Genomic DNA, 26,812 nt, shown 5'->3' with positions numbered 1-26,812 from the left:
CCAGGAGCGAGCCTGCTCGCGCTACTTTTTACAGCTCGACGACGACTGCTTGAGAGGCGCGGGTCGCCTTGGCCCGAGCAGCCTCAATCGACTCATCCCGCGCCAGGGCCACCCCCATGCGCCGCTGGCCGTTGACTTCCGGCTTGCCGAACAGGCGCAACGCGGTGTCTGGCTCGCTCAAGGCGACCCCCAGATTGGCGAAGGCGGTCTGGGTGGAGCTGCCTTCCACCAGAATCACCGCCGAAGCCGAAGGCCCGAACTGACGGACCAATGGAATCGGCAGGCCGAGAATCGCCCGCGCATGCAGGGCGAACTGCGACAGATCCTGGGAAATCAGGGTCACCAGACCGGTGTCGTGAGGACGCGGCGACACTTCGCTGAACCACACCTGGTCCCCCTTGATGAACAGCTCCACGCCGAACAGGCCGCGACCGCCCAGGGCTTCGGTGACCGCCTTGGCCACGCGTTCGGACTCGGCCAGGGCTTTCGGGCTCATGGCCTGAGGCTGCCAGGACTCCTGGTAGTCGCCCTTCTCCTGACGATGGCCGACCGGCGCACAGAACGTGGTCCCGCCCACATGGCGCACGGTCAGCAGGGTGATTTCGTAGTCGAAATCGATAAACCCTTCGATGATCACCCGACCCTTGCCCGCACGCCCGCCCTCCTGAGCGTAGTCCCAGGCCTTCTGCACATCATCGACACTGCGCAGCAGGCTCTGGCCCTTGCCCGAAGAACTCATTACGGGCTTGACCACGCAAGGGAAACCCAGGTCTTGCACGGCCTTGGCATAGTCTTCGAAGGTATCAGCGAAGTGATACGGCGAAGTCGGCAGGTCCAGCTCTTCCGCGGCCAGACGACGGATGCCTTCACGGTTCATGGTCAACGAAGTCGCCCGAGCGGTCGGGATCACGGTAAAGCCTTCGGCTTCCAGCTCCACCAGCGTCGCCGTGGCGATGGCTTCGATTTCCGGAACGATGAAGTGCGGCTTCTCGGCCTCGATGACCGCCCGCAAGGCTGCGCCGTCGAGCATGTTGATCACATGGCTGCGGTGGGCGACCTGCATGGCTGGCGCGTTGGCGTAGCGGTCCACGGCAATCACCTCGACGCCCAGGCGTTGCAGCTCGATCACCACTTCCTTACCCAACTCACCACAGCCACAAAGCAAGACGCGGGTCGCGGTTGGCGACAATGGAGTTCCGATACGAGTCATCTGAAGGTCCTCAAAGGAGCGGATCATCGAGGGCCGAGCGCCAGGCGGGCGACCCACGGGGAAAGAGCGCGGCATTTTACATGAACCGTAGCCTTTGGCTCAGCCGGCGCACGCCGCTTTGCGCAAACGCCAGGCCATGGCCAGCCAGACCACCGTGACCCCGGCAAACTTCGAGCCCAGGGCGGTCAGGATCACTCCCGGGGTCAAGACACCGATCATGCCGAAGAAGATAAAGGTGTCCAGGGGAATGCTCAGGGCCGAACTGATCCACAGGCGATCATGCAGCGGTCGCTTGGTGATACTGAACACCAGCCAGTCGATGCACTCCGAGACGGCAAAAGCGGTGGCGCTGGCCAAAGCGATGGTCGGGTCCGAGGTCACATAAGACAGCACCAAAGCCGCCAGCATGGCGATCACGGCACCGTGACCAAAGCGCGTCTGCACCATGTCGCGCAGGACAAATACCAATCCGCCCCAGGCCGACCAGATGATGTCCAGGTGCGGGGCCGAGGAAAAGGCGTAGTTGATCAGCACGACACTGCTGATATAGGCGATCAGGAAGAGCATGGGAGCGAGGAGTACCTGTCAGGAAGGTGCACAGGGTACTTCAGGCACCGCGATCGGGCCAAGGACGTCGAGCCCTCGTGGCGGGGCCAGCCCGTCGCTCAGGGCGAAGGGCCAGATCAACCGTCAGCATGGACGCCCACCCTCAACAGCAAGCCGCTGGACCTGGCCCGCTCATGGCATAACGCCAAAACCTCGCGCCGCTCGTTATTGTCCATGCGACTCCAACGGGTGATCTCATCCACCGTGCGCTGGCAGCCGGTGCACATGTCCTGCTCATCCAGGGCACAAATGCTCACACAGGGCGAGGCGATGGGTCTTTCTGGGGCTGTCATTGTTCTTGCTCAACCAAGTCTCGGGCATACCGCTGGGCATTATGAACGTAGTGAGCGGCACTGGCTTCGAGCATTTTCTTTTGCGCCTCGGTGAGTTCGCGCACCACTTTGCCGGGAGACCCCATGACCAGCGAACCGTCAGGTATCTCCTTGCCTTCGCCGATCAGCGCATTGGCGCCGATGATGCAGTACTTGCCGATCCTGGCGCCGTTGAGAATCACCGCGTTGATGCCGATCAGGCTGTAGTCGCCAACGGTGCAGCCATGCAGCATGGCGTTATGGCCCACGGTCACGCCAGTACCGAGAGTCAGCGGATAGCCCATGTCGGTGTGCATCACCGCACCATCCTGAACGTTGCTGTGCTTGCCGATCAGAATCAGTTCGTTATCGCCACGCAGCACCGCGTTGAACCACACACTGGCGCCTTGCTCCAGCTTGACCTTGCCGACCAGCGTGGCATTCGGCGCCACCCAGCTCTGCGGGTGGGTGTCGACTCGGGCGTCGCCCAGACGGTATTTCATCTTGTTGTCCTCATGGCTCAGGCAGCCGCAGATGGATGCCATGCGCGGTGATGGCTTTCAGGGATTGATAAAGGTTTTCGGTGGTTGGTGCAGGCTGATGCGGGTGTCGTACAACAGATTGACCAGTTCAACGATCATGATCGCGGTCAGCCCCCAGATCTTGTACTCGCCAAAGCGGTAGCTGGGGACGTACCAACTGCGTCCCTGGTAGTCGATGCGATGAGTGTGCTCACGAGGGTCCTGGCGGAAGAACTCCAGCGGGACATTGAAAACAGCGGCGATCTCGGCGTCATTGGGCTGGTATTCGACATAGTCGGGAATCAGCCCGACATAAGGCGTGACCCTGATCCCGTGCAGAGATATCAGGGGGCTCAAGGGGCCGATCACTTCCACCAGCCCAGGCGGCAGGCCAACTTCCTCCTCGGCCTCACGCAACGCGGTGAAAATCAGATCCGGATCTTCCGGATCGCGGCGACCACCGGGAAACGCTACTTCGCCGCCGTGGGTCGACAGGCCGCTGGCGCGCAACGTCAACACCAGTTCGGGATCATCGCTGCGGGTGATGGGCACCAGCACCGCAGCTTCAGGGAAACGTCGGTCGGTTTCCAGTGTTCGAGGCGTGTAGTGGCTTACCCGATGAAGTAGCTCGTCCAGCATGAGGCATCTCGATCTGTTGGCTACCGTGCATCATGCACCAATCCCATCACTGGCCCAACCCCCGCCCCGGGCTCTGTCGCTTAACGACAACTTGCCGACCATGGGCCGCCCGCGCCAAGATAGCCGCAGCCTTTTCGGATACCTCAGATGAAATTTTGCAGCCAGTGTGGCAACCCGGTAACCCAACGCATACCCGACGGCGATTCGCGCCTGCGCTTCGTCTGTGATCACTGCCAGACCATCCATTACCAAAACCCCAATATCGTTGCCGGCTGCCTGGCCACCTGGGAAGGCAAGGTGCTGCTATGTCGACGCGCCATCGAGCCACGCCTGGGCTATTGGACCCTGCCGGCCGGCTTTATGGAAAACGGCGAGACCGTCGAACAAGGCGCAATCCGCGAGACCTTTGAGGAAGCCTGCGCCCGGGTACGCGACTTGGCGCTCTATACCCTGATCGACGTGCCACATATCAGCCAGGTGCACGTGTTCTTCCGGGCGCAATTGGCCGACCTGGATTTTGCCGCGGGCCCCGAAAGCCTGGAAGTGCAGTTATTCGACGAGGCCGACATCCCCTGGTCAGAGCTGGCTTTCCGCACCGTCGGTCGTACCTTAGAATGCTTCTTCGCTGACCGGCGGACACAGGCCTTTCCTGTGCGCTGCGAATCCATTCCGCCGCTCGCTCAGCCGGCCATCAGTTAACAATAAAACGTGCACAGAGACCTGTGCGCGCCTGGGGATATCGTGTCAATGCGCTGGTTGCTTGCCCTGCTGTGCTACTCCTTCGTTGCTGTATGCCAGGCCTCTGCGGGGGCCACCCTGGACGGCAAGACCATCGAGAAAATCCTGGTGCTTAAGTCCGCCCATCAATTGCAATTGATCAATGGCGGCAAACCCCTGAAGACCTACCGCATCTCCCTGGGCAAGAAACCCAAGGGCCCCAAGCTCATGGAAGGTGATAAACGCACCCCGGAAGGCCTCTACTGGCTCGACTGGCGCAAGACCAGCGATCGCTACAACCTGGCCATGCACATTTCCTACCCGAACATCACCGACTCAGCACGCGCCCGCCGTGAAGGGGTCAACCCCGGCGGCATGATCATGATCCACGGCACCCCGGACACCGAGGAGTTTCCAGAGCAGTACTTCCACACCCTGGACTGGACCGACGGCTGCATCGCCATGCGCAATGTCGACATGCGCGAAGTGTGGAGATTGGTAAAAGACGGCACCCTGATCGAAATACGCCCTTAATTCCCCTCCCGCCGAATAATATTTCGCCCCCCTCGCGCCCTCCCGGGCGCGCATACCACTTCGCGACCCGCTACGGGTCGCCACCAGATACCATGGCCCTCGCCGCCAGACCTACCTAATACCACTTAAGTGATTTTAGCCGTCAACCTCAGCCGCCTCCCTTGCCTATCGCAAAATCTGCAGACCGACGGCGTTGACATGGTATTTAAGTGGTATTAGTTTTTTCAGCACTACCGGGCGACAACAACCTAAAAACCGCATCGGAAACCCTACAGATGAATCACCTCCTGACCCTGCGTCCCGACGACACCCAGCCGACCCCGCTGTACCTGCAACTGGCCCGCAACCTGGAAGCGGCGATTCACGCCGGCCAATGGAAAGCCGAACAAGCGCTGCCATCGGAGCGCAACCTCAGCGAATTGCTGGGCATCTCCCGCGTCACCGCCCGCAAAGCCCTTGAGGTGTTGTTCGAACAAGGCCTGATACGCCGCAGTCAAGGCTCGGGGACGTTCATCACACCGCGTCTTGAGCAACCTTTGTCACGCCTTTCCAGTTTCAGCGAGATGCTGCGTCTAAAAGGCTTCGTCCCAGGCTCCCAATGGCTGGAGCGCACCATCACCCCACCGACCCACGAAGAGCTGATCCGCCTCGGCCTGTCGCCCAACGACAAGGTGGCGCGCCTCAAGCGCCTGCGCAAAGCCGACGATGCGGTGATGGCCATTGAGATGAGCACCCTGCCGGCCACCCTCATTGCTCAGCCCGAGGCTGTCGGCGACTCGCTCTACGAGTACCTCGACAGCATCGGTCGCCCCGTGGTTCGGGCCCTGCAACACATTCAGGCGATCAATGCCTCTGACGAATTCGCCGCCCTGGTGGGCATCGCTCCCGGCACCGCCATGCTGCTGATGACCCGGGTCGGCTACCTGGAAGACAACACCCCGATCGAAGTCACCGACACCTACTGCCGTAACGACTACTACGACTTCGTCGCCGAACTGCGACGCTGAATCCTCCCCCTGGAGCCAGAGAAACGCCCATGTCCGAAGACAATATCCTCACGCCCCAAGGCTGGGTTCGCGGTCGGCTGATCCACCAGGACGGCAAGGTCAGCGCCATCCAAGGCAGCCCCTGCGACCCGGCGGACAACGACCTGCCCTACCTGCTGCCGGGCTTTATCGACCTGCACGTCCACGGCGGTGGCGGCAAGGACGTGATGCAAGGCCGCGACGCCTTCCAGACCATCACCCGCACCCATCTGAGGTTCGGCACCACCTCGCTGCTGGCCACCACCATGACTGCGCCGCGAGCAGAAATCGCCCAGGTCCTGACGCAGCTTGGGACCTTCGCTGAGCAACGCCTCCAAGGTTGCGCACGGGTGCTGGGGGTGCACCTGGAAGGGCCTTACATCAACCCCGGCAAGCTCGGCGCCCAGCCCAATTTCGCGCACACCGCGCTACTGGCCGAGGTGGAGAACTACCTGGAACTGGCGCCGATCCGTGTCATCACCATTGCCCCGGAAATCGCCGGCCACGACGACTTGATCCGCGCCCTCAGTGCCCGTGGCGTACGCATGCAGATCGGCCACACCCTGGGCAGCTACGAAGAAGGCGTTGCCGCCCTCGCCGCGGGCGCCACCAGCTTCACCCACCTGTACAACGCGATGAGCCCCCTGCATCACCGTGAGCCAGGGATCGTCGGCGCCGCCCTGGCCCACGCCCAGTACGCCGAACTGATCCCCGACCTGCTGCATGTGCACCCCGGCGCCATGCGCGTGGCCCTGCGCTCGATCCCGTGCCTGTATTGCGTCACCGACTCTACCGCCGCCGCCGGCATGCCCGACGGTGAATACCAGCTTGGCAGCCACACCGTGACCAAGTGCCTGGGCGGCGTGCGCCTGGCGGACGGCACCCTGGCCGGCAGCACCCTGACCATGGACCAGGCGCTGCGCAACCTGGTGAAGATCGGCCTGCCCCTGGCCGAGGCTTCCCAGCGCCTGTCGCAATTTCCCGCCGACTACCTCGGCCTCCCTGAACGCGGCCGCCTGCAACCTGGCAGTTGGGCCGACAGCGTGCGCCTGGACCGCGCACTCACACTGACCGCCGTCATGGTCGAAGGAGAAGACATTGACTTCAAAAATGCTTGAAGAGGCGCTGTCCTCGCACGCTAGCGTCAGTAGCCAACTGCAACATCTGGACCCGTCGCTGATCGAGGTCGCCGGCCGTCTGCGCCGTCAGCCACCGCAGGTAGCAATGACCGTGGCCCGGGGCAGTTCCGACCATGCCGCCAGCTACTTCGCCTACCTGACCATGCAACAGGTGGGCATCCCGGTGGCCTCGCTGCCGATGTCGGTGGTGACCATGCAACAGGCCCCCTTGCGGGTCAGCGGCCAAGCGGTGTTCGCCTTCTCGCAATCAGGGCAAAGCCCCGACCTGGTGAACAGCGTGCGCCTGCTGCGCAAGCGCGGCGCCCTGAGCGTGGCCATGGTCAATGCGCAAAACAGCCCACTGGAAGCCGCCAGCGAATTCTCCCTGGCGCTGTACGCCGGTGCGGAGCAAAGCGTGGCCGCGACCAAGAGTTTTATCGCCACCCTCAGCGCCAGCGCCCGGCTGATTGCTCACTGGAACCAGGACAGCCCTCTGCTGGAGGCTGGCCTGGCCCTGCCAGAGGGACTGCAACAAGCCGCGACCCTGGACTGGAACCTGGCGGTCAACGCCCTGCGTGATTGTCAGCGACTGATGGTGATCGGTCGCGGCGCCGGCTTTGCCATCGCCCAAGAAGCCGCGCTCAAACTCAAGGAAACCTCAGCCATCCAGGCTGAAGCCTTCAGCAGCGCCGAAGTGCGCCACGGCCCGATGGCTCTGATAGACCGCGACTACCCGTTACTGGTATTCGCCCCTCGCGGTGCCGAACAGGGCGGGTTGCTGAGCCTGGCCGCCGACATGCGCCAGCGCGGCGCCAAGGTCCTGCTGGCAGCCCCGGATGACATCGGTGAACGGGACCTGACCCTGAACCGTGCGGAACACTCGGCACTGGACCCGATCCTGGCGATCCAGAGTTTCTATGTGATGGCCGCCAGTCTGGCCGAGGCCCGCAGCATGGACCCTGATCAACCACGCCACCTGAGCAAAGTGACCCGCACTCACTAAGCCCCTTTGATGGATGAGTACTGCGCCATGCACAACAACAATAACGACCTGACGCTCAGTGCCCCGTTAAGTGGGCCCGTCCTGCCCCTGCACAGCGTCCCGGACCCAGTGTTCGCCAGTGGTGCCATGGGTGACGGAATTGCCATCGACCCGCTCAACGATACGCTTCACGCCCCCTGCGCCGGCCGGGTGATCCAAGTGGCCCGCACCGGGCACGCGCTGACCCTGCGCGCCACCAATGGTGCCGAGTGGCTATTGCACCTGGGCCTGGACACCGTCGAGTTGCAAGGTGAGGGCTTTGCCTTGCTGGTCAAGGAGGGCCAGGAGGTCAGCGCTGGCCAACCGCTGCTGCGGGTGGACCTGGACCACGTGGCCCAACATTGCCGGAGCCTGATCAGCCTGCTGATCCTGACCAATGGCGAAGGTTTCGAGCTGCGCCCGCTGAGCGGGTCGACGGTCAAGGTGGGCGAGCCGTTGCTGCACATCAGCCGACGCGCCGGCGCCGGTGCGCGGCCGGCGACAGCAGACACCAGCAGCCGGCAGGCCAGCGCGCGGGTCAAGGTCGCCCATCACGGCGGTCTGCATGCCCGCCCCGCGGCCCTGGTGCGCCAGACCGCCGCACGTTTCGACAGCCACTCGCAATTGACCTTCAAGGACAACAGCGCGCCCTGCTCCAGCTTGATCGCCCTGATGGGCCTGGGCATCGGTGAACAGGATGAAGTGCAGGTCGATTGCCAGGGCGCCGATTGCGAGCTCGCCTTGCAGGCACTGCTCAAAACCCTCAGCACCGCCATGGCGGTGCACGCCCATGAGGCAATGCTGCCCCCTGCCCCAGCGCCCCGGCGACCCGCAGAGGACGGAGTACTGCACGGAGTCTGCGCCGCCCCCGGCTTGGTTAGCGGGCCGCTGATGCGACTGCGCGCCATGGTCCTGGCAGAAGATCATGACCAGCACCCGCCCGCGCCCCAACGGCAAGCCTTGAGCGCCGCACTGGAGCAGGTGCGCGGGGAAATCCGCCACACCCTGGAACAGGCCAGACAGCGTCGGGACCAACAGGAACAGGACATCTTCAACGCGCACCTGGCCTTGCTCGAAGACCCCACCCTGCTGGATGCCGCCGATGCCGCCATCGCCCGGGGCCGCGCCGCCGCCCATGCCTGGAGTGCCGCGATCACCGAGCAATGCCGGGTCTTGCAGCAACTGGGCAACCCACTGCTGGCGGAACGTGCCAATGACCTGCGGGACCTGCAGCAACGGGTCCTGCGCGCCCTGCTGGGGGAAGCCTGGCACTACGATCTGCCGCCCGGGGCAATAGTCGCCGCCGAAGAGCTGACCCCGTCCGATCTGCTGCAGCTCAGCGCCCAAGGCGTGGCCGGGCTGTGCATGGCCGCCGGCGGCGCCACGTCCCATGTAGCGATCCTCGCCCGAGGCAAGGGCCTGCCTTGCCTGGTGGCCCTGGGCCCGGAGGTGCTGGCCATTGCCCATGAGCGCCAGGTGGTGCTGGACGCCAATGGCGGACGCCTGGAACTGGCGCCCGACCCGCAACGCATCAAACAGGTGCAACAGGCCGGCGACACCCTGCGCCAGCGGCGCGCCTGGCAACAGCAAAGGGCCCATGAGCCCGCCCTGACCCGTGACAACCAACCGATCGAGGTGGCGGCCAATGTTGCCTCCGGCGATGAAGCCCGGGACGCGTATCGAGGTGGCGCCGATGGCGTTGGCCTGTTGCGCACTGAGTTCCTGTTCGTTGATCGCCACACCGCGCCAGATGAAGCGGAACAGTGCCAGGCCTACCAAGCGGTATTGGACGCCATGGGCGACAAGCCGGTGATCATCCGCACCATTGACGTGGGCGGCGACAAGCAACTGGACTACCTGCCATTGCCGATGGAAGCCAACCCAGTGCTGGGCCTGCGCGGCATCCGCCTGGCCCAGGCGCACCCGCAACTGCTGGAGCAACAGCTGCGGGCGCTGCTCCAGGTCGCACCGGTGCAGCGCTGCCGGGTGATGTTGCCAATGGTCACCGAAGTGGCCGAGCTGCTGCACATCCGCCAGCGCCTGGAAGAACTTGCTGCCGAACTGGGCCTGAGCCAGCGCCCGCAACTGGGGGTAATGATCGAGGTCCCGGCGGCGGCGCTGATGGCCGAACAGTTGGCCGAGCACGCCGACTTTCTGTCCATCGGCACCAACGATCTGTCCCAGTACACCCTGGCCATGGATCGCGATCATGCGGGGCTGGCGGCACGGGTCGATGCCCTGCACCCGGCCCTGCTGCGACTGATCGCCCAGACCTGCGCCGGCGCCGAGCGCCATGGACGCTGGGTCGGGGTCTGCGGCGCCCTGGCTTGCGATCCCCTGGCCACCCCGGTGCTGATCGGCCTGGGCGTGCGCGAACTGTCGGTGAGCCCGCCGCAGGTGGGGGAAATCAAGGACCGGGTGCGCCAGTTGGATGCCGCCGAATGCCGCCGGCTGAGCCAGCCGCTGCTCGACCTCCCAGGTGCCGCCGCGGTCCGCCAGGCCTGCGCCCGGCATTGGCCTCTGAACCCATAAGAAAAATTCCCGGAGAGACGCCATGTACCAGTACTTCATCGAAGGCCTGCAACGCCTCGGCCGCGCCCTGATGCTGCCCATCGCCATCCTGCCGATTGCCGGCCTGTTGCTGCGCCTGGGTGACACCGACCTGCTGAACATCGCCATCATCCACGACGCTGGTCAGTCGATCTTCGGCAATCTGGCGTTGATCTTCGCCATCGGCATCGCCGTGGGCTTTGCCAAGGACAATAACGGCACCGCCGGACTGGCCGGGGCCATCGGCTACCTGGTGATGATCTCGACCCTCAAGGTGCTGGACGCCAGCATCAACATGGGCATGCTCGCCGGGATCATCAGCGGGTTGATGGCCGGAGCCCTGTACAACCGCTTCAAGGACATCAAGCTGCCGGAGTACCTGGCGTTCTTCGGTGGCCGGCGCTTCGTGCCCATTGCCACCGGTTTCAGCGCCGTTGGCCTGGGGGTGGCGTTCGGCCTGATCTGGCCGCCAATCCAGCACAGCATCAACAGCTTCGGCCAGTTGCTGCTGGAGAGCGGCAGCTTCGGTGCCTTCGTCTTCGGGGTGCTCAATCGCCTGCTGATCGTCACCGGCCTGCACCACATTCTGAACAACATGGCCTGGTTCATCTTCGGCAGTTTCACCGACCCGAGCACCGGCGCCGTGGTCACCGGCGACCTGACTCGCTACTTCGCCGGCGACCCCAACGGCGGCCAGTTCATGACCGGAATGTTCCCGGTGATGCTGTTCGGCCTGCCCGCCGCGTGCCTGGCCATGTACCGCAATACCCGCCCGGAGCGGCGCAAGGTAATGGGCGGGATCTTCCTATCCATGGCCCTGACCTCGTTTCTGACCGGGGTCACCGAGCCCATCGAATTCGCCTTCATGTTCCTCGCCCCGCTGCTGTACCTGGCGCATGCACTGCTGACCGGCCTGGCCATGGCCCTGACCAATCTGCTGAACATCCACCTGGGCTTCACCTTCTCCGGAGGCGCCATCGACATGGCCCTGGGCTGGGGCCGCTCCACCAATGGCTGGAAGGTGTTTCCAGTGGGGCTGCTGTATGCGCTGGTGTACTACCTGGTGTTCGACTTCTGCATCCGCCGCTTCAACCTGAAGACACCGGGACGCGAAGACACCCCCTCCGGCGAGAAACCCGAACTCAACGCCGATCAGCGCGCCGCGGCCTACATCAAGGCCCTGGGCGGCGCGGGCAACCTGATCACCGTCGGCGCCTGCACCACGCGCCTGCGCCTGGAACTGGCCGATCGCAGCCTGGCTGCGGACGCCGAACTGAAAACTTTGGGCGCCATGGCTGTGGTCCGACCCGGCAAGGGTGGCAGTTTGCAGGTGGTGGTAGGGCCGATGGCCGACAGCATTGCCGATGCAATCCGTCAGGCCCTGCCGACCTCGACCGGCACAGTGGCAGCGCCGCTCCGTGAAGGGGATCCACAGCCGATCGACATCCCCCCCCAAGAAGCCCAGCAATGGCTCAACGCCCTGGGTGGCCGCGACAACCTGCTACAGACCGACTGCGTTGCGCTGACCCGCCTGCGGGTGCAGTTGAGCGACAGCCAGGACTTGTCGGAGTCGGCACTCCAGGCACTGGGTTGCCAGGGTACGCGGCGACTGGACGGGGATGTCTGGCACGTGCTGATTGGTGAGAAAGCCGGAGGATTACAAGCGGCCTTGCAAACCCTGCTGCGCCAGGAGGTAGTGGCGGACGCTTGACGATGCTGTCGCTGGCAAGTCGGCCGCGACTGCACTCCCGCCGGCGCCGGCTTGCGGGCGAAAAGGCACAAAAAAACCCGCTGAGCGTCTCCGGTTCAGCGGGCTTTTTATCGGTGGATAACTTCAGAACGCTTCCAGGCGCCAGACCTCATAAGCCGGCGTCTCATAGGGATGGCTGTGCTTGAGGGCCGCCACTGCGTCAGCAATCAGTTCATCGGCCACCACCAGCTCGACTTTCCATTCCTCCACTCGCTCCACCTGACCGGTCTGCCCGAGAAACGGCTGGCTGCCGTCCAACGGGCGAAACTGGCCCTGGCCGAGCACCTGCCAGGCGCACTGGTCGTAAGTGCCGATGCATCCGCCACCGGCGGCGAACACAGCGCTCTTGACCAGCTCCACATGGCTGGGAGGCACGAAGAAGCTGAGCTTGTACATCCGCCTCAATTCACCCAGGCACGAGCGTTGCGGAACATGCGCATCCACGCCGCGTCTTCGTTCCAGTCATCCGGACGCCAGGAGTTCTGCACGGCACGGAACACCCGCTCAGGGTGCGGCATCATGATGGTGACGCGACCGTCGCGGCTGGTGAGACCGGTGATCCCGCGTGGCGAACCGTTCGGGTTGGCCGGGTAACGCTCGGTGACCTTGCCGTGGTTGTCGACGAAGCGCAGGGCCACGCAACCGGACAGATCGGCTTCCAGCAGTGCTTCTTCGCTTTCGAACTCCGCATGGCCTTCACCGTGGGCGATGGCGATCGGCATCCGCGAACCGGCCATGCCCTGCAGGAAGATCGAGTTCGACTCCTGGACCTGGACCATGGCCACCCGGGCTTCGAACTGCTCGGAGCGGTTGCGCACGAAGTGCGGCCAGAACTCGCTGCCCGGGATCAACTCGTGCAGGTTGGACATCATCTGGCAACCGTTGCACACACCCAGGGTGAAACTGTCGGTCCGCTCGAAGAAGCCCTGGAAGGCATCCCGCGCACGACTGTTGAACAGCGCCGACTTGGCCCAGCCCTCACCGGCGCCCAGTACGTCGCCGTAGGAGAAGCCACCGCAGGCAACCATGCCCTTGAAGTCGTTGAGGTCGACACGACCGGCGAGGATATCGCTCATGTGCACGTCGATGGCGTTGAAGCCGGCGCGGTCGAAAGCCGCAGCCATTTCCACCTGGCCGTTGACACCCTGCTCGCGCAGCACCGCCACCTGGGGACGCAGGCCTTTCTTGATGTAAGGCGCGGCGATGTCCTGGTTGACGTCGAAGCCCAGCTTGACGCTCAGGCCCGGATTGTCTTCTTCCAGCAGGGCATCGAATTCCTGCTCGGCGCACTCGGCGTTGTCCCGCAGGCGCTGGATCTGGTAGCTGGTCTCGGACCACTGACGCTGCAGCAGACGGCGCTGGCCGGTGAATACGCTTTCGCCGTTATAGGAGATGCTCACTTCACCGTTGTTGATCGGTTGACCGATCACCGCTACACAGTCGCCCAGGCCGGCGGCACTGAACTGCGCCAGCACGTCTGGAGTCGCGTCCTGATGCACCTGGATCACCGCACCCAGTTCTTCGTTGAACAGGATGGCGGCGATTTCCCCCGCATTTTCCGCTACGGCATCGAGGGTCAGGTTCAGCCCGCAGTGACCGGCGAAGGCCATTTCCACGGCGCTGACCAGCAGACCGCCATCGGAACGGTCGTGGTAGGCCAGCAGGTGGCCGTCGGCGTTGAGGCCCTGGATCACGGCGAAGAAGGCTTTCAGGTCTTCGGCGTCGTCGACGTCCGGCGCCTGGCTGCCAAGCTTGCCGTGGGTCTGGGCCAGGATCGAGGCGCCCATGCGATTCTGCCCGCGACCGAGGTCGATCAGGATCAGGTCGGTAGTGCCCTTGTCCATGCGCAGTTGCGGGGTCAGGGTCTGACGGATGTCCGTCACTGGCGCGAAGCCGGTCACGATCAGCGACAGCGGCGAGGTGACGCTCTTGTCCACGCCCTCTTCGTTCCAGCGGGTGGCCATGGACATCGAGTCCTTGCCCACCGGGATGGTAATGCCCAGCTCGGGGCACAGCTCCATGCCCACCGCCTTGACGGTGTCGTACAGACGTGCGTCTTCGCCCGGGTGGCCGGCAGCGGACATCCAGTTGGCGGAGAGCTTGATGTCGCTGATCTTGTTGATCCGCGACGCCGCGATGTTGGTCAGGGTTTCGCCGATCGCCATACGGCCGGACGCCGGGGCATCCAGCAGGGCCAGCGGCGTGCGCTCGCCCATGGCCATGGCTTCACCGGTGTAGACGTCGAAACTGGTGGCGGTCACGGCCACATCAGCCACCGGCACCTGCCATGGGCCGACCATCTGGTCGCGAGCCACGAGGCCGGTGATGGTGCGGTCGCCGATGGTGATCAGGAAGCTCTTGCTGGCCACGGCCGGGTGATGCAGGACGCGCTTGATGCTCTCGGCGATATCCAGGGTGCTTGGATCGAAATCATCACCCAACTCGGTTTCCCGAACCGCCGAACGGTGCATGCGCGGGGCCTTGCCCAGCAGCACTTCCAGCGGCATGTCCACCGGGCTGTTGCCGAAGTGGCTGTCGGTCACGGTCAGCTGTGGCTCGGCAGTGGCTTCGCCGACCACCGCGAATGGGCAACGCTCGCGCTCGCAGATGGCCTTGAAGCGCTCGAAATCCGCCGCGCCCACCGCCAGGACATAACGCTCCTGGGATTCGTTGGACCAGATTTCGTGCGGGGCCATGCCCGGCTCGTCGTTGGGAATGTTGCGCAGTTCGAAGCGACCGCCGCGGCCGCCATCGTTGACCAGCTCCGGGAAGGCGTTGGACAGGCCACCGGCGCCGACGTCGTGGATGAAGCTGATGGGGTTGTTGTCCCCCAGTTGCCAGCAACGGTCGATGACTTCCTGGCAACGGCGTTCCATTTCCGGGTTTTCACGTTGTACCGAAGCAAAATCCAGGTCCGCCGAGCTGGTACCGGTGGCCATGGAGGATGCCGCGCCGCCGCCCAGGCCGATGAGCATCGCCGGGCCGCCGAGGACGATCAGCTTGGAGCCGACAGTGATCTCGCCTTTCTGCACGTGTTCGTCACGGATATTGCCCATGCCGCCTGCCAGCATGATCGGCTTGTGGTAACCACGAACTTCATCGCCACGAGGCGTGGCAATGGATTGCTCGAAGGTACGGAAATAACCGGTCAGGGCCGGACGGCCGAATTCGTTGTTGAACGCAGCGCCGCCCAGCGGTCCTTCGATCATGATGTCGAGGGCGGTGACGATGCGTTCTGGCTTGCCATATGGCACTTCCCACGGCTGCTCGAAGCCCGGGATCTGCAGGTTGGACACGGTAAAACCGGTGAGGCCGGCTTTGGGCTTGGCGCCGCGACCGGTGGCGCCTTCGTCACGGATTTCGCCGCCGGAACCGGTGGAGGCGCCAGGGAATGGAGCAATGGCGGTCGGGTGGTTGTGGGTCTCGACCTTCATCAGGATGTGCACCGGCTCCTGCACCGCGCCGTACTGGCGAGTTTCAGGGTTCGGGTAGAAACGTCCGGCAACGGAACCGACGATCACCGCCGCGTTGTCCTTATAAGCCGACAGCACACCTTCGCTGTGCATCTGGTAGGTGTTCTTGATCATGCCGAACAGGCTTTTTTCCTGGCTCTGGCCGTCGATGTCCCAACTGGCGTTGAAGATCTTGTGGCGGCAGTGCTCGGAGTTGGCCTGGGCGAACATCATCAGTTCGATGTCGTGGGGATTACGCTTGAGGCCCTGGAAGGCGGTCATCAGGTAATCGATTTCGTCTTCGGCCAGGGCCAGGCCCAGTTCGCTGTTGGCTTGTTCCAACGCGGCGCGGCCGCCGCCGAGGATGTCGATGGCGGTCAGCGGCTTGGGTTCGGCGTGGCTGAACAGCCCGGCGGCCTGTTCCAGATTGGCCACCACGATCTGGGTCATGCGGTCGTGCAACGCATCGGCAATCAACTGCGCATCGGCGTCGCTGAACTCACCGGCGACGTAGAAGGCGATGCCGCGCTCCAGGCGCAGGACTTTCGCCAGGCCACAGTTACGGGCGATGTCGCTGGCCTTGCTCGACCAGGGCGAGATGGTGCCGAAACGCGGCAGGACCAGGAACAAACGACCGCTCGGTTCTTGTACCGGAACGCTGGGGCCGTACTTCAGAAGGCGCGCAAGCACCTGCTGTTCGTCGCCGGTCAGGACGCCGGTTACCTCGGCGAAGTGAGCGAATTCAGCATACAGGCCAGTGACAGCTGGAACCTTCTGGCTCAGTTGTTCAAGGAGCTTGCTGTGGCGAAAGGCAGAAAGGGCAGGAGCGCCGCGCAGGATCAACATCTTCGGGACAGCCTCGGGAAGGGGGTGTGCTTTGAGGCCGTGCATTCTAACGTAAACCGCTGGCATCGGCACTCGAAACGCAACCTCCCTCGCCTCCGGATGTCGGCCCGGGCCCCTGGTCTTATAACAAAGGTTTATTGGTGCGATTGCCGCAGGTTATTTTAATCGTCATTTGCGCGCCCGAGGCCCCATTCTTGAGGGCTCCAGCCCAGTTCGCCAAGCGCTAGCAGACAAGCCCTTCACTGTCGAGATATGGCGGCCGTTATCCTTTGCGTATACTGCGCCAATGTTTTCCCCTATGGCTTTACGTCCGCGCTGCGCCAAATGGCTCATCGCTACCGGACTCTTCCTGATGCTCGGCGCCTGTGTTGAAAAACCCAGCACCCTTGAGCGCGTAAAGGAGGATGGCGTTTTGCGGGTGATCACCCGCAACAGCCCCGCCACCTATTTTCAGGATCGCAACGGCGAAACCGGCTTCGAATACGAGCTGGTGAAACGCTTTGCCGACGATCTGGGCGTGGAGCTGAAAATCGAGACCGCCGACAATCTCGACGACCTGTTCAATCAACTGGGCCAGCCCAAAGGCCCGGTGCTGGCTGCCGCCGGCCTGGTGAGCAGCGAGCAGCGCAAGCAGCAAGTCAGATTCTCCCACCCCTATCTGCAAGTCACCCCGCAAGTCATCTATCGCAACGGCCGCTCTCGCCCTACCAGTGCAAAAAACCTGGAGGGCAAGCACATCATGGTGCTCAAGGGCAGCAGCCACGCCGAGCAATTGGCGCAGCTCAAGCTCAAATACCCCGCTATCGAATACGAAGAGTCGGACGCCGTTGAGGTGGTCGACTTGCTGCGCATGGTGGATGAAGGGCAGATCGACCTGACCCTGGTGGACTCCAACGAATTGGCGATGAACCAGGTGTACTTCCCCAAGGTCCGGGTGGCCTTCGACCTGGGCGACGCCCGCGGCCAGAGCTGGGCGGTAGCCGCCGGCGAAGACAACAGTCTGCTCAACGAGATCAACAGTTTCCTCGACAAGGTCGATAAGAACGGCACCCTGCAACGCCTGAAAGATCGCTATTACGGCCACGTGGACGTGCTGGGCTATGTGGGTGCCTACACCTTCGCCCAACATCTGCAGCAACGCCTGCCCAAGTATGAAAAACAGTTCAGAGCCTCGGCCAAGCTGGAAAAGCTCGACTGGCGCCTATTGGCGGCCGTCGGCTACCAGGAATCGATGTGGCAGGCCGAAGTGACCTCCAAGACCGGCGTACGCGGGCTGATGATGCTGACCCAGAACACTGCCCAGGCCATGGGTGTATCCAATCGCCTGGACCCCAAGCAAAGCATCAGCGGCGGCGCCAAGTACCTGGCCTACATCATGGAGCAGTTGGACGACAACATTGAGGAGCCGGACCGCACCTGGTTTGCCCTCGCCGCGTATAACGTCGGCGGCGGCCATCTGGACGATGCCCGCAAGCTGGCGGGAAAGGAAGGGCTGAATCCGAACAAGTGGCTGGATGTGAAGAAAATGCTCCCACGCCTGTCGCAGAAGCAGTGGTACAGCAAGACCCGCTACGGTTACGCTCGGGGCGGCGAGCCGGTGCACTTCGTCGCCAACATCCGTCGTTACTACGACATTCTGACCTGGGTAACCCAGCCACAGCTTGAAGGCGATCAGGTCGCCGAAGGCGAGCTGCATGTGCCGGGCGTCAACAAGACCAAGCCGCCGGAAAACAGTCCGCAGCTCTAAACAGATTCGCCGGCCAGCCGGCTCCTACAGAGGTTGTGCAGGAGCCGGCTGGCCGGCGAAGGTCATTCAGGCCTTGGCCGCAGCCGCCAGGATCAAGGCTTTCATTTCCGCTACCGCCCCCTTGAAGCCGACGAACAAGGCATGAGCCACCAGAGCGTGGCCGATGTTCAGCTCGTTGATGCCCTTGATCGCCGCCACCGCTTCGACGTTGTGGTAATGCAGGCCGTGACCGGCATTGACGATCAGTCCCTGGGCCAGCCCCACGGCAACCCCGTCAACGATGCGCTGCAACTCATCGGCCACGTCAGTCGGCGTCTGGGCATCGGCATAGCGGCCGGTGTGCAACTCGATGGCCGGCGCGCCGACCCGTTTGGAGGCCTCGATCTGACGCTCGTCGGCATCGATGAACAAGGACACTTCGCAACCGATCTGCGACAAGCGCTCCACCGCTGCCTTGATCCGCGCTTCCTGCCCTGCTACATCCAAACCGCCTTCGGTGGTGAGCTCCTGGCGGGTTTCCGGCACCAGGCAAATGTGCGCCGGACGGATGCGCTCGGCAAAGGCCATCATCTCTTCAGTGACGCCCATCTCGAAGTTCATCCGTGTCTGCAGCACATCTTTGAGCAGCAGCACGTCGCGCTCCTGAATGTGTCGGCGATCTTCGCGCAAGTGCACGGTGATGCCGTCAGCACCTGCCTCTTCCGCGTCCAGCGCTGCCTTGACCGGATCAGGATAACGAGTACCTCGGGCCTGACGCAGAGTGGCAACGTGGTCGATGTTCACGCCAAGAAGAATGCGATTGCTGGTGGTCACGGAAGCGCTCCTGAATAAATGAAGATGCGGCGCACAGCATACGGGGAGACTAAGGCTTGCGAAACAATTCGCGACTGACCAGAGGCCGGCCGCCCAGGTGCACGGCCAGGGCCTGGCGCATCAGCCGCTTGGCCGCCGACAGCGCGCCGGGCGCACTCCAGTCAGCCTCGGCCATGGCCAGCAACTCCGCGCCATTGAACAAACCCGGCTGCAGCAGGAAGACCTGCTCCAGTCCAGCGTCCACCTGCAGTCGGTAAAGACCGTCGGCAGCAATGGGCGCGCCGTGAATGTCACTGTCCAACGCAAAGCCATAACCCAGGTCGTCCAGTAGTCGCCACTCGAAAGCTCGCAGCAGCGGCTCCAGCGGCCGACCTTCAGCCAGGGCCTGCAAGGTGGCCGCGTAGTGATCGAAGACGGCTGGATGGGGATCTTCGGCAGGCAACAGGCGAATCAGCAGTTCATTCAGATACAGGCCACTGAACAGCGCTTCGCCATTGAGCCACCCGGCGATCCCCGCACTGTCCATGCGACCGACATTCTTCAACTCGCCACGGCCGCGAAACTCGACTTCCAGAGGAACGAAGGGCCGGGCCAGGGTCCCGGCTTTGCCCCGAGCGTTGCGCAATACGGCACGCAGACGACCTTGAGGGGTAAGAAAGTCCACCAGCGCGCTGCTTTCGCGATAGGCGCGGCTGTGCAGGACGTAGGCGAGTTGGCCGACCGGGGCGTTGCTAGACATCAATGTCCAACTTTCAAGTGAGATGCGCTGAGGGGGGCGGGCTCGCGCCGAGGCGCGTAGCAGCCGCGACACGAGCCATCGCGACGCCTCTAACACGTCGCGATCAACAGGTCCTGAGAGCGTTTTGCACTACGGCGCAAGCAAGCCCGCGCCACATCAGAGCCGGGCGCTTAGAGGTCGCCGTAGCCCAGGGAACGCAGGGCGCGCTCGTCGTCGGACCAGCCACCCTTGACCTTGACCCAAAGGTTGAGCATGACCTTGGAGTCAAACAGCAGCTCCATGTCCTTGCGCGCTTCCATGCCGATGCGCTTGATTCGTTCACCTTTGTCGCCAATGATGATTTTTTTCTGGCCGTCGCGCTCGACAAGGATCAAGGCGTGAATATGCAGGGTCTTGCCCTGCTGCTTGAACTCTTCGATTTCCACCGTGATCTGGTACGGCAGTTCGGCGCCCAACTGGCGCATGATCTTTTCACGCACCAGTTCCGCGGCGAGGAAGCGGCTGCTGCGGTCGGTGATCTGGTCTTCCGGGAAGAAGTGATCATTCTCCGGCAGATGCTTGGCAATCAGGCCTTCCAGGGCTTCGAGGTTGTGCCCCTGCTGAGCCGACACCGGGACGATCTCGGCATTGGGCAACTGCTCCTGCAGCCAGGTCAGGTGCGGCATCAACTCGGCCTTATCCTCGATGCGATCGGTCTTGTTGATCGCCAGGATCACCGGGCCCTGCACGTATTGCACACGCTCCAGCACCAGTTGGTCCTCGTCGGTCCACTTGGTACGGTCCACCACGAAGATCACCACATCAACATCTTTCAAGGCCGCCGAGGCGGTCTTGTTCATGTAACGGTTCAGCGCCTTCTCGTTGCTCTTGTGCATGCCGGGGGTGTCGACGTAGATCGCCTGGATCGCGCCTTCGGTCTTGATCCCGAGCATGTTGTGACGAGTGGTCTGAGGCTTGCGCGAGGTGATCGCCAGCTTCTGGCCGAGGATGTGGTTGAGCAGCGTCGACTTGCCCACGTTGGGGCGGCCGACGATGGCGACATAGCCACAGCGTGTTGCGGTTGAATCAGTCATGGCCATTCTCCACGCCCAGGGCAATCAGTGCTGCAGCGGCCGCTACCTGTTCGGCAATACGACGACTCACACCCTGACCTCGGCTTTTTTCGTTCAATAAGGTGACTTCACATTCCACGAAGAATGTCCGGCAGTGCGGCTCGCCCTGGATATCCACCACTTCGTAGCGTGGCAGTTCGCAGGCGCGGGACTGGAGGAACTCCTGCAGCCGGGTCTTGGGGTCTTTGTTGGTGTCCACCAAGGTCAGGCTCTCGAACTCCGAGGTCAGCCAGGACAGTACGCGGTCACGGGCCGTTTCCATGCCGGCATCCAGGTAGATCGCGCCGATCAAGGCCTCCAAGGCATCGGCCAGGATCGATTCACGACGAAAACCACCGCTCTTCAATTCGCCGGAACCCAGGCGCAGGTACTCGCCCAAGTCGAACCCCCGGGCCAGCACGGCCAGTGTTTCACCTTTCACCAGGCGCGCACGCAAACGCGACAACTGGCCTTCGCGGGCCTGGGGGAAACGCTCAAACAACGCCTCGCCCGCCACGAAGTTAAGAATCGCATCACCGAGAAACTCCAGGCGTTCATTATTACGCCCGGCAAAGCTGCGGTGAGTCAGGGCCAGGATCATCAGTTCCTGGTCCTTGAAGGAATAACCGAGCTGACGCTCGAGACGGCTCAAAGAAACGCTCACGGTTTACCCACACTGATTTCGTTACCGAAACTCGCCATCCTAGGGGCCGCGCACGAGGTGCGGGTGGCAATTAACGCTGTGTTCAAATCCACATCCTGAATATCGTTGACTGCATGCTGCTGGCAATAAACCTGTCACGGGCCGCCCGAAGGCAAGGCCGTTTTACACAAGAGCCAGAAAAGCATTCGGCGCTGTGTTCAACAGCGCCGTGTGTGATTACTTGATCAGGCCAACCCGCGAGAAATTCGGCAGGTGGCTGAGTTTCGGTTCGGGCCAGCTCATCCAGACTGCGAAGGCCTTGCCGACGATATTTTTGTCGGGAACCATGCCCAGCAACTCTTTGGGAATGTTCGGGTCATCCCAGTAGCGACTGTCGTTGGAGTTGTCGCGGTTGTCGCCCATCATGAAGTAGTGCCCGGCCGGCACGGTCCAGGTATGGTCAGGCGCGGCATGGTAGCGACTCATTTCCTTGCGGATCAGGTGCTCTGCCTCGCCGAGCTGCTCCTTGTACAGCTCGGCAGTGCCGAGCATGCCTGGCTCCGATCCGACCAGTTGTTCGGCAACCGACTCGCCATTGACGAACAGGCGCTTATCGGCGGTGTAACGCACCGTGTCGCCCGGCAGGCCAACCACACGCTTGATGTAGTTGACGCTCGGGTCGCTAGGGTAACGGAACACCATCACATCACCGCGCTGCGGATCACCGACATCGATGACTTTCTTGTCGATCACCGGCAGACGGATCCCGTAAGAAAACTTGCTCACCAGAATGAAGTCGCCAACGTCCAGGGTCGGCTTCATCGAGCCCGATGGAATCTGAAACGGTTCCACCAGGAACGAACGCAGCACCAGAACGAGGAACAACACTGGAAAGAACGACTTGCCGTATTCAACCAGCAACGGCTCCTTGTTCAGTTTCTCGAGCACCAGCCCATCCGGCTGGCTGACGCTGCCCTGATAGTTGGCGATGGCCGCGCGTCGACGAGGCGCCAGAAACACCAGATCGAGCAACGCCAAGAAACCGCACACGAAGACAGCGATGACCAGCAACAGCGGGAAATTTAGTGACATAGGACCTAACTATCCAACCTGAGCACAGCAAGGAAGGCTTCTTGTGGAATTTCCACGTTGCCCACTTGCTTCATGCGTTTCTTACCGGCCTTTTGCTTTTCCAACAGCTTGCGCTTACGGCTAACGTCACCACCGTAGCATTTGGCCAGTACGTTCTTTCTGAGCGCCTTGACGGTTGTCCGCGCCACAATCTGCCCACCAATGGCGGCCTGGATTGCCACGTCAAACATCTGCCGAGGAATCAGTTCCTTCATCTTCTCGGTCAACGCACGCCCTTTGTAGTGGGCGTTGTCACGGTGGACGATCAACGCCAGGGCGTCGACCTTCTCACTGTTGATCAGTACATCGAGCTTGACCAGATTAGCCGACTGATAACGGTCGAAGTGGTAATCCAGCGAAGCATAGCCGCGACTGGTGGATTTCAAACGGTCGAAGAAGTCCAACACCACTTCGTTCATCGGCAAATCGTAGGTCACCTGGACCTGGCTGCCGAGGAACAGCATGTCGTGCTGCACACCGCGTTTCTCGATGCACAGGGTTATGACGTTGCCCAAGTGCTCTTGCGGCACAAGAATGTTGGCCCGCACGATCGGCTCGCGCATGTCTTCGATGGCCGACAGATCCGGCAGCTTGGATGGGTTATCGACGTAGATCGTCTCGCCATTTTTCAGCAACAACTCGAAAATAACCGTCGGCGCGGTGGTGATCAGGTCCAGGTCGTATTCGCGCTCCAGGCGCTCCTGGATGATTTCCATGTGCAGCATGCCGAGGAACCCGCAGCGGAAGCCGAAGCCCAGGGCATCGGAGCTTTCCGGCGTGTACTGCAGCGACGAGTCGTTGAGAGTGAGCTTCTGCAAGGCTTCGCGGAAGTCCTCGAAGTCGTCGGAGCTGACCGGGAACAGACCGGCGTACACCTGCGGCTGGATACGCTTGAACCCCGGCAGCACTTCGACGTCCGGGGTCGAGTTCAAGGTCAGGGTGTCGCCCACCGGCGCCCCGTGAATGTCCTTGATACCGGCAATGATGAAGCCCACTTCACCGGCCTTCAGGTCGGCGGTCGCGGTGTGCTTCGGGTTGAACACACCGACGCTGTCCACCAGGTGGATCTTGCCAGTGGATTTAACCAGGATCTTGTCGCCTTTCTTCACCCGGCCATGACGCACACGCACCAGGGACACGACCCCCAGGTAATTGTCGAACCAGGAGTCGATGATCAACGCTTGCAGCGGGTCTTCAATGTTGCCGGTTGGCGCCGGGATGGTGGTCACCAGGCGCTCAAGCACCTCGCCCACACCCAGACCGGTCTTGGCGCTGCAAGTCACGGCGTCGGTGGCGTCGATGCCGATGATCTTCTCGATCTCTTCCTTGACCCGTTCCGGATCGGCCTGTGGCAGGTCGATCTTGTTCAGCACCGGCATCACTTCCAGGCCTTGCTCGATGGCGGTGTAGCAGTTGGCCACCGACTGGGCTTCAACACCCTGGCCGGCATCCACCACCAGCAGAGCACCTTCACAGGCCGCCAGGGAGCGGCTGACTTCATAGGTGAAGTCGACGTGGCCCGGGGTATCAATGAAGTTCAGCTGGTAGGTCACACCATCTTTGGCTTTGTAATAGAGGGTAACGCTGTGGGCCTTGATGGTGATCCCGCGCTCACGTTCAAGGTCCATGGAGTCCAGAACCTGGGCCTCCATTTCGCGATCGGCCAGGCCGCCGCACATCTGGATAAAGCGATCGGCCAGAGTCGACTTGCCATGGTCAATGTGGGCGATGATGGAGAAATTGCGGATATGACTCAAATCACTCACGGATGAACACTCAAAAAGGCTGCAGGCATGGCCCGCCGAAAAATAGCCGGGAATTGTACCTGATACTCGGCACAAGCGTCACGCTTGCCTGTCAGCGTTTGTCAAATGCAAAAACGCCCCGGACCAAAGACCGGGGCGTCGCGCTGCATCACTGGCAAAGCGGCAAGATCAGCCGGCCCGGCGCAACAGCCAGAGGCCGGCAATCGCACAAATACCCGCCGGCACCAATACGGCGAACAAGGGCGAGAAACCAAATACCAGGCTCGACGGCCCCAACAGGTCCTGAGCGATACGAAACGTGAAACCCACCAGCACGCCGGTAAACACCCGCTGACCAAGAGTCACCGAACGCAGCGGACCGAAAATGAAGGAAATCGCCATCAGCACCAGGGCCGCCGTGACCAGGGGCTGCAGCACCTTGATCCAGAATGCCAGCCAGTAGCGACCGTTATTCAACCCCTGGTCAGCCAGGTAGTGGATATAACCCCACAGCCCGCTGATCGACAGCGATTCCGGCGCCATCACCACGGTACTCAGCAGTTGCGGGCTCAACGCCACATTCCAACGCTCTTCGGGCTGCTTGACCACTTCGGTGTGGCCGTCACGGAAGTAGGTGGTGGTGACATCCGTCAGTTGCCAGTAGCTCTCATGAAACCGCGCCTGACGAGCAAAGCTCGACGACAGCATGTGGCGACTGTCATCGAAGCGGTAACGGGTCACACCGTACAACAGACCATTGGGCTGCACCGCGTTGATGTGGATGAACTCGTCACCCTGGCGATGCCACAGGCCGTGCTTGGAACTTTGCGCATCACCGGAACCCTGGGCCAGGGCACGACTGGCCTGGGCTTGGGTTTCGGTGGCCGGGGCGACGTACTCACCCACCAGCACACCCACCAGCATCAGCACCAGCATTGGTTTCATCACCGCCCAGACGATACGCCCAACGGAGACACCCGCAGCGCGCATGATGGTCAGCTCGCTATTGCTGGCCAAGGTGCCGAGACCGATCAGGCAGCCTATCAGGCCCGCCATCGGCAACATTTCGTAGACCCGACGCGGCGCGGTCAGGACCACATAGCTCATCACATCGACGACGGTGTAGGTGTCACTGACATTGCCCATCTCGTCGATGAACGCGAACAACGAGGCCAGGCCGAGGATAATCCCCAGAACCGCGAGAATGGCCATGAACACACTGCTACCAATGTAGCGATCGAGCTTAGCCACGAGCCATCTCCTTCATGCTGCGACGACTCGCCATGTTCAAGCGCAACGGTTCCCAATACATCAACCCCAGCCCTATCGCCAGGAACAACAGGTGCACCCACCACAGCCCGAAGGCCGGAGAAATCTTGCCTTTTTCCATCGCGCCACGAACCGCGATGAGGATGGTCAGGTACGCCATATAAAGAAGGATCGCCGGAATCAACTTGAGAAAGCGGCCCTGGCGCGGATTGACCCGGGACAACGGCACCGCCATCAGGGTCACGATGAACACCAGCAACGGCAGGGACAGGCGCCATTGCAACTCGGCGCGGGCCCGCAGGTCATCCTTGCCAAACAGCTCGGCAGTAGGCATGGCATCACGATCAGTGACTTCGTCGCTGACATCCGGGCGCTCCAGCAATACACCATATGTGTCGTACTTGATCACTCGGTAGTCGGCCTCGCCCGGGTTACCGTCATAGCGATAGCCGTTTTCCAGAATCAGGTAGCGGTTGCCGTCCGGGCGAATGTCCTGATGCCCCTTCTCGGCCACCAGCACGGAAATACCCTGGTCTTTCTTCTCTCGACTCAGGCGTTTCTCGGAGATAAACACCCCGGAAAGGTTGGTCCGGTCCTCAGACAACTGCTCGGTGTAAGTCACCCGAGTACCATCGTTGAGCGCCTGAAAGCGCCCAGCGACCAAGGTATCGAACTCGGTCAACGCATCCTGTTTGTTCAGCAGCAACTGGAACTGATTGGCGCCCTGCGGTGCCAGGCTCAGACTCAGCCAAGCCACTACCAGGGCCACCAGGGCCGCTGGAATCATGGTCAGGCCCAGCAGGCGCTGCTGACTCATGCCGGTCGCGGACAACACGGTCATCTCGCTTTCGAGGTAGAGCCGGCCATAAGCCAGGAGGATGCCGAGGAACAAACCCAGCGGCAGGATCAACTGCAGGAAGCCCGGCAGGCGAAACCCCATGATCAGGAACAGCGAGCCCGGATCCAGGGCGCCCGAGGCGGCTTGGGCGAGGAACTTGACGAAGCGCCCGCTCATGATGATAACCAACAGCACCGCGCTCACGGCACTCAGGGTCAGCAGGATTTCGCGGGACAGATAACGAAAGACGATCAAACCAGACACTCCAGGGTTGTCAGGCTAAGGCGGCCGAACAAGCAACGTATCGAGCCGGCCCAGAACGCCGGGCCGCCGAAAAAAAGATGGCGCATTATCCTGTGATTGCATGCGCCTGTCACGGAGGATGCTCACCCGGCGCTCTAAAGCGGCGTACTGGGCCAAAACGAGGGTTGTCAGCCGCAAGCGGCGAGGTTCAAACTGGCGGCTTTGTCGTCGCCCACAGGCGACGTCTTCTTTT

The 26,812-nt window shown here is 62.3% G+C and carries 23 protein-coding genes; 8 read left to right on the top strand and 15 right to left on the bottom strand.

The window, feature by feature from the left end:
- Window positions 1-28: 28 nt before the first annotated feature.
- From purT to PLD_RS20655, 5 genes are all read right to left on the bottom strand, one after another.
- Window positions 29-1,210, bottom strand: a complete 1,182-nt coding sequence (gene purT / locus PLD_RS20675) for a formate-dependent phosphoribosylglycinamide formyltransferase (protein ID WP_159895975.1) — start codon at window positions 1,208-1,210, stop codon at window positions 29-31.
- A gap of 99 nt (window positions 1,211-1,309) precedes the next feature.
- Window positions 1,310-1,777: a VUT family protein gene (locus PLD_RS20670; RefSeq protein ID WP_159895973.1), complete on the bottom strand. Its 468-nt coding sequence runs from the start codon at window positions 1,775-1,777 to the stop codon at window positions 1,310-1,312.
- A gap of 116 nt (window positions 1,778-1,893) precedes the next feature.
- Window positions 1,894-2,109 (bottom strand): DUF1289 domain-containing protein, encoded by a 216-nt coding sequence (locus PLD_RS20665; protein ID WP_159895971.1) that lies wholly within the window; start codon window positions 2,107-2,109, stop codon window positions 1,894-1,896.
- Window positions 2,106-2,630, bottom strand: a complete 525-nt coding sequence (locus PLD_RS20660) for a gamma carbonic anhydrase family protein (protein WP_159895969.1) — start codon at window positions 2,628-2,630, stop codon at window positions 2,106-2,108. The genes PLD_RS20665 and PLD_RS20660 overlap by 4 nt, the downstream gene beginning before the upstream one ends.
- A 57-nt stretch (window positions 2,631-2,687) precedes the next feature.
- Window positions 2,688-3,287: a CoA pyrophosphatase gene (locus tag PLD_RS20655; RefSeq protein WP_159895967.1), complete on the bottom strand. Its 600-nt coding sequence runs from the start codon at window positions 3,285-3,287 to the stop codon at window positions 2,688-2,690.
- 147 nt (window positions 3,288-3,434) lie between these two features.
- On the opposite strand from PLD_RS20655, the gene PLD_RS20650 reads away from it, so the two are divergent.
- The 7 genes from PLD_RS20650 (at window position 3,435) to nagE (ending at window position 11,963) form a co-directional block, all read left to right on the top strand.
- The gene (locus PLD_RS20650; RefSeq protein ID WP_159895965.1) at window positions 3,435-3,986 is read left to right on the top strand and encodes an NUDIX hydrolase; all 552 of its coding nucleotides are present in this window, start codon (window positions 3,435-3,437) and stop codon (window positions 3,984-3,986) included.
- Between the two features lie 48 nt (window positions 3,987-4,034).
- Complete coding sequence (locus PLD_RS20645) at window positions 4,035-4,538, top strand: murein L,D-transpeptidase family protein (protein ID WP_159895963.1); 504 nt, start codon at window positions 4,035-4,037, stop codon at window positions 4,536-4,538.
- A gap of 275 nt (window positions 4,539-4,813) precedes the next feature.
- On the top strand, window positions 4,814-5,545 hold the full coding sequence (locus PLD_RS20640; RefSeq protein WP_159895961.1) for a GntR family transcriptional regulator: 732 nt from the start codon (window positions 4,814-4,816) through the stop codon (window positions 5,543-5,545).
- A gap of 29 nt (window positions 5,546-5,574) precedes the next feature.
- Window positions 5,575-6,681, top strand: a complete 1,107-nt coding sequence (nagA, locus tag PLD_RS20635; RefSeq protein WP_159895959.1) for an N-acetylglucosamine-6-phosphate deacetylase — start codon at window positions 5,575-5,577, stop codon at window positions 6,679-6,681.
- A complete protein-coding gene (locus PLD_RS20630) occupies window positions 6,662-7,684 on the top strand; it encodes an SIS domain-containing protein (RefSeq protein WP_159895957.1) in 1,023 nt (340 codons plus the stop codon). Before nagA ends, PLD_RS20630 begins: the two co-directional genes overlap by 20 nt.
- 27 nt (window positions 7,685-7,711) lie before the next feature.
- Complete coding sequence (gene ptsP / locus PLD_RS20625) at window positions 7,712-10,234, top strand: phosphoenolpyruvate--protein phosphotransferase (protein WP_159895955.1); 2,523 nt, start codon at window positions 7,712-7,714, stop codon at window positions 10,232-10,234.
- Between the two features lie 22 nt (window positions 10,235-10,256).
- Window positions 10,257-11,963 (top strand): N-acetylglucosamine-specific PTS transporter subunit IIBC, encoded by a 1,707-nt coding sequence (gene nagE, locus PLD_RS20620; protein WP_159895953.1) that lies wholly within the window; start codon window positions 10,257-10,259, stop codon window positions 11,961-11,963.
- A gap of 123 nt (window positions 11,964-12,086) precedes the next feature.
- On the opposite strand, the gene PLD_RS20615 is transcribed toward nagE, so the two are convergent.
- Complete coding sequence (locus tag PLD_RS20615) at window positions 12,087-12,398, bottom strand: YqfO family protein (protein WP_159895951.1); 312 nt, start codon at window positions 12,396-12,398, stop codon at window positions 12,087-12,089.
- A 5-nt stretch (window positions 12,399-12,403) separates the two neighbouring features.
- A complete protein-coding gene (purL, locus tag PLD_RS20610) occupies window positions 12,404-16,300 on the bottom strand; it encodes a phosphoribosylformylglycinamidine synthase (protein ID WP_159895949.1) in 3,897 nt (1,298 codons plus the stop codon).
- Between the two features lie 286 nt (window positions 16,301-16,586).
- Here purL and mltF point away from each other — a divergent pair, with 286 nt between their 5' ends.
- Window positions 16,587-18,047, top strand: coding sequence for a membrane-bound lytic murein transglycosylase MltF (gene mltF, locus PLD_RS20605; RefSeq protein WP_159895947.1), 1,461 nt, complete (start codon window positions 16,587-16,589; stop codon window positions 18,045-18,047).
- A 66-nt stretch (window positions 18,048-18,113) separates the two neighbouring features.
- Here mltF and pdxJ read toward each other — a convergent pair whose 3' ends face one another.
- The 8 genes from pdxJ to lptF form a co-directional block, all read right to left on the bottom strand.
- The gene (gene pdxJ, locus PLD_RS20600) at window positions 18,114-18,860 is read right to left on the bottom strand and encodes a pyridoxine 5'-phosphate synthase (RefSeq protein ID WP_159895945.1); all 747 of its coding nucleotides are present in this window, start codon (window positions 18,858-18,860) and stop codon (window positions 18,114-18,116) included.
- A gap of 49 nt (window positions 18,861-18,909) precedes the next feature.
- On the bottom strand, window positions 18,910-19,599 hold the full coding sequence (gene recO / locus PLD_RS20595) for a DNA repair protein RecO (protein WP_159895943.1): 690 nt from the start codon (window positions 19,597-19,599) through the stop codon (window positions 18,910-18,912).
- 170 nt (window positions 19,600-19,769) lie between these two features.
- Window positions 19,770-20,672, bottom strand: a complete 903-nt coding sequence (gene era / locus PLD_RS20590; protein WP_019094760.1) for a GTPase Era — start codon at window positions 20,670-20,672, stop codon at window positions 19,770-19,772.
- Window positions 20,665-21,354 carry a ribonuclease III gene (gene rnc / locus PLD_RS20585; RefSeq protein WP_159895941.1) on the bottom strand — a complete coding sequence of 230 codons (690 nt, stop codon included), beginning with the start codon at window positions 21,352-21,354 and terminating at the stop codon, window positions 20,665-20,667. Before rnc ends, era begins: the two co-directional genes overlap by 8 nt.
- 216 nt (window positions 21,355-21,570) lie before the next feature.
- Window positions 21,571-22,425, bottom strand: coding sequence for a signal peptidase I (gene lepB / locus PLD_RS20580; protein WP_159895939.1), 855 nt, complete (start codon window positions 22,423-22,425; stop codon window positions 21,571-21,573).
- Window positions 22,426-22,430: 5 nt separating this feature from the next.
- On the bottom strand, window positions 22,431-24,230 hold the full coding sequence (gene lepA / locus PLD_RS20575) for a translation elongation factor 4 (protein WP_159895937.1): 1,800 nt from the start codon (window positions 24,228-24,230) through the stop codon (window positions 22,431-22,433).
- A gap of 168 nt (window positions 24,231-24,398) precedes the next feature.
- The gene (gene lptG / locus PLD_RS20570; RefSeq protein WP_159895935.1) at window positions 24,399-25,460 is read right to left on the bottom strand and encodes an LPS export ABC transporter permease LptG; all 1,062 of its coding nucleotides are present in this window, start codon (window positions 25,458-25,460) and stop codon (window positions 24,399-24,401) included.
- Complete coding sequence (gene lptF / locus PLD_RS20565; protein ID WP_159895933.1) at window positions 25,453-26,571, bottom strand: LPS export ABC transporter permease LptF; 1,119 nt, start codon at window positions 26,569-26,571, stop codon at window positions 25,453-25,455. The genes lptG and lptF overlap by 8 nt, the downstream gene beginning before the upstream one ends.
- Window positions 26,572-26,812: the final 241 nt, after the last annotated feature.

The sequence above is a fragment of the Pseudomonas sp. LD120 genome, from assembly GCF_009861525.1.
Taxonomy (GTDB): domain Bacteria; phylum Pseudomonadota; class Gammaproteobacteria; order Pseudomonadales; family Pseudomonadaceae; genus Aquipseudomonas.
This window is presented reverse-complemented; position numbering and strand designations above follow the sequence as displayed.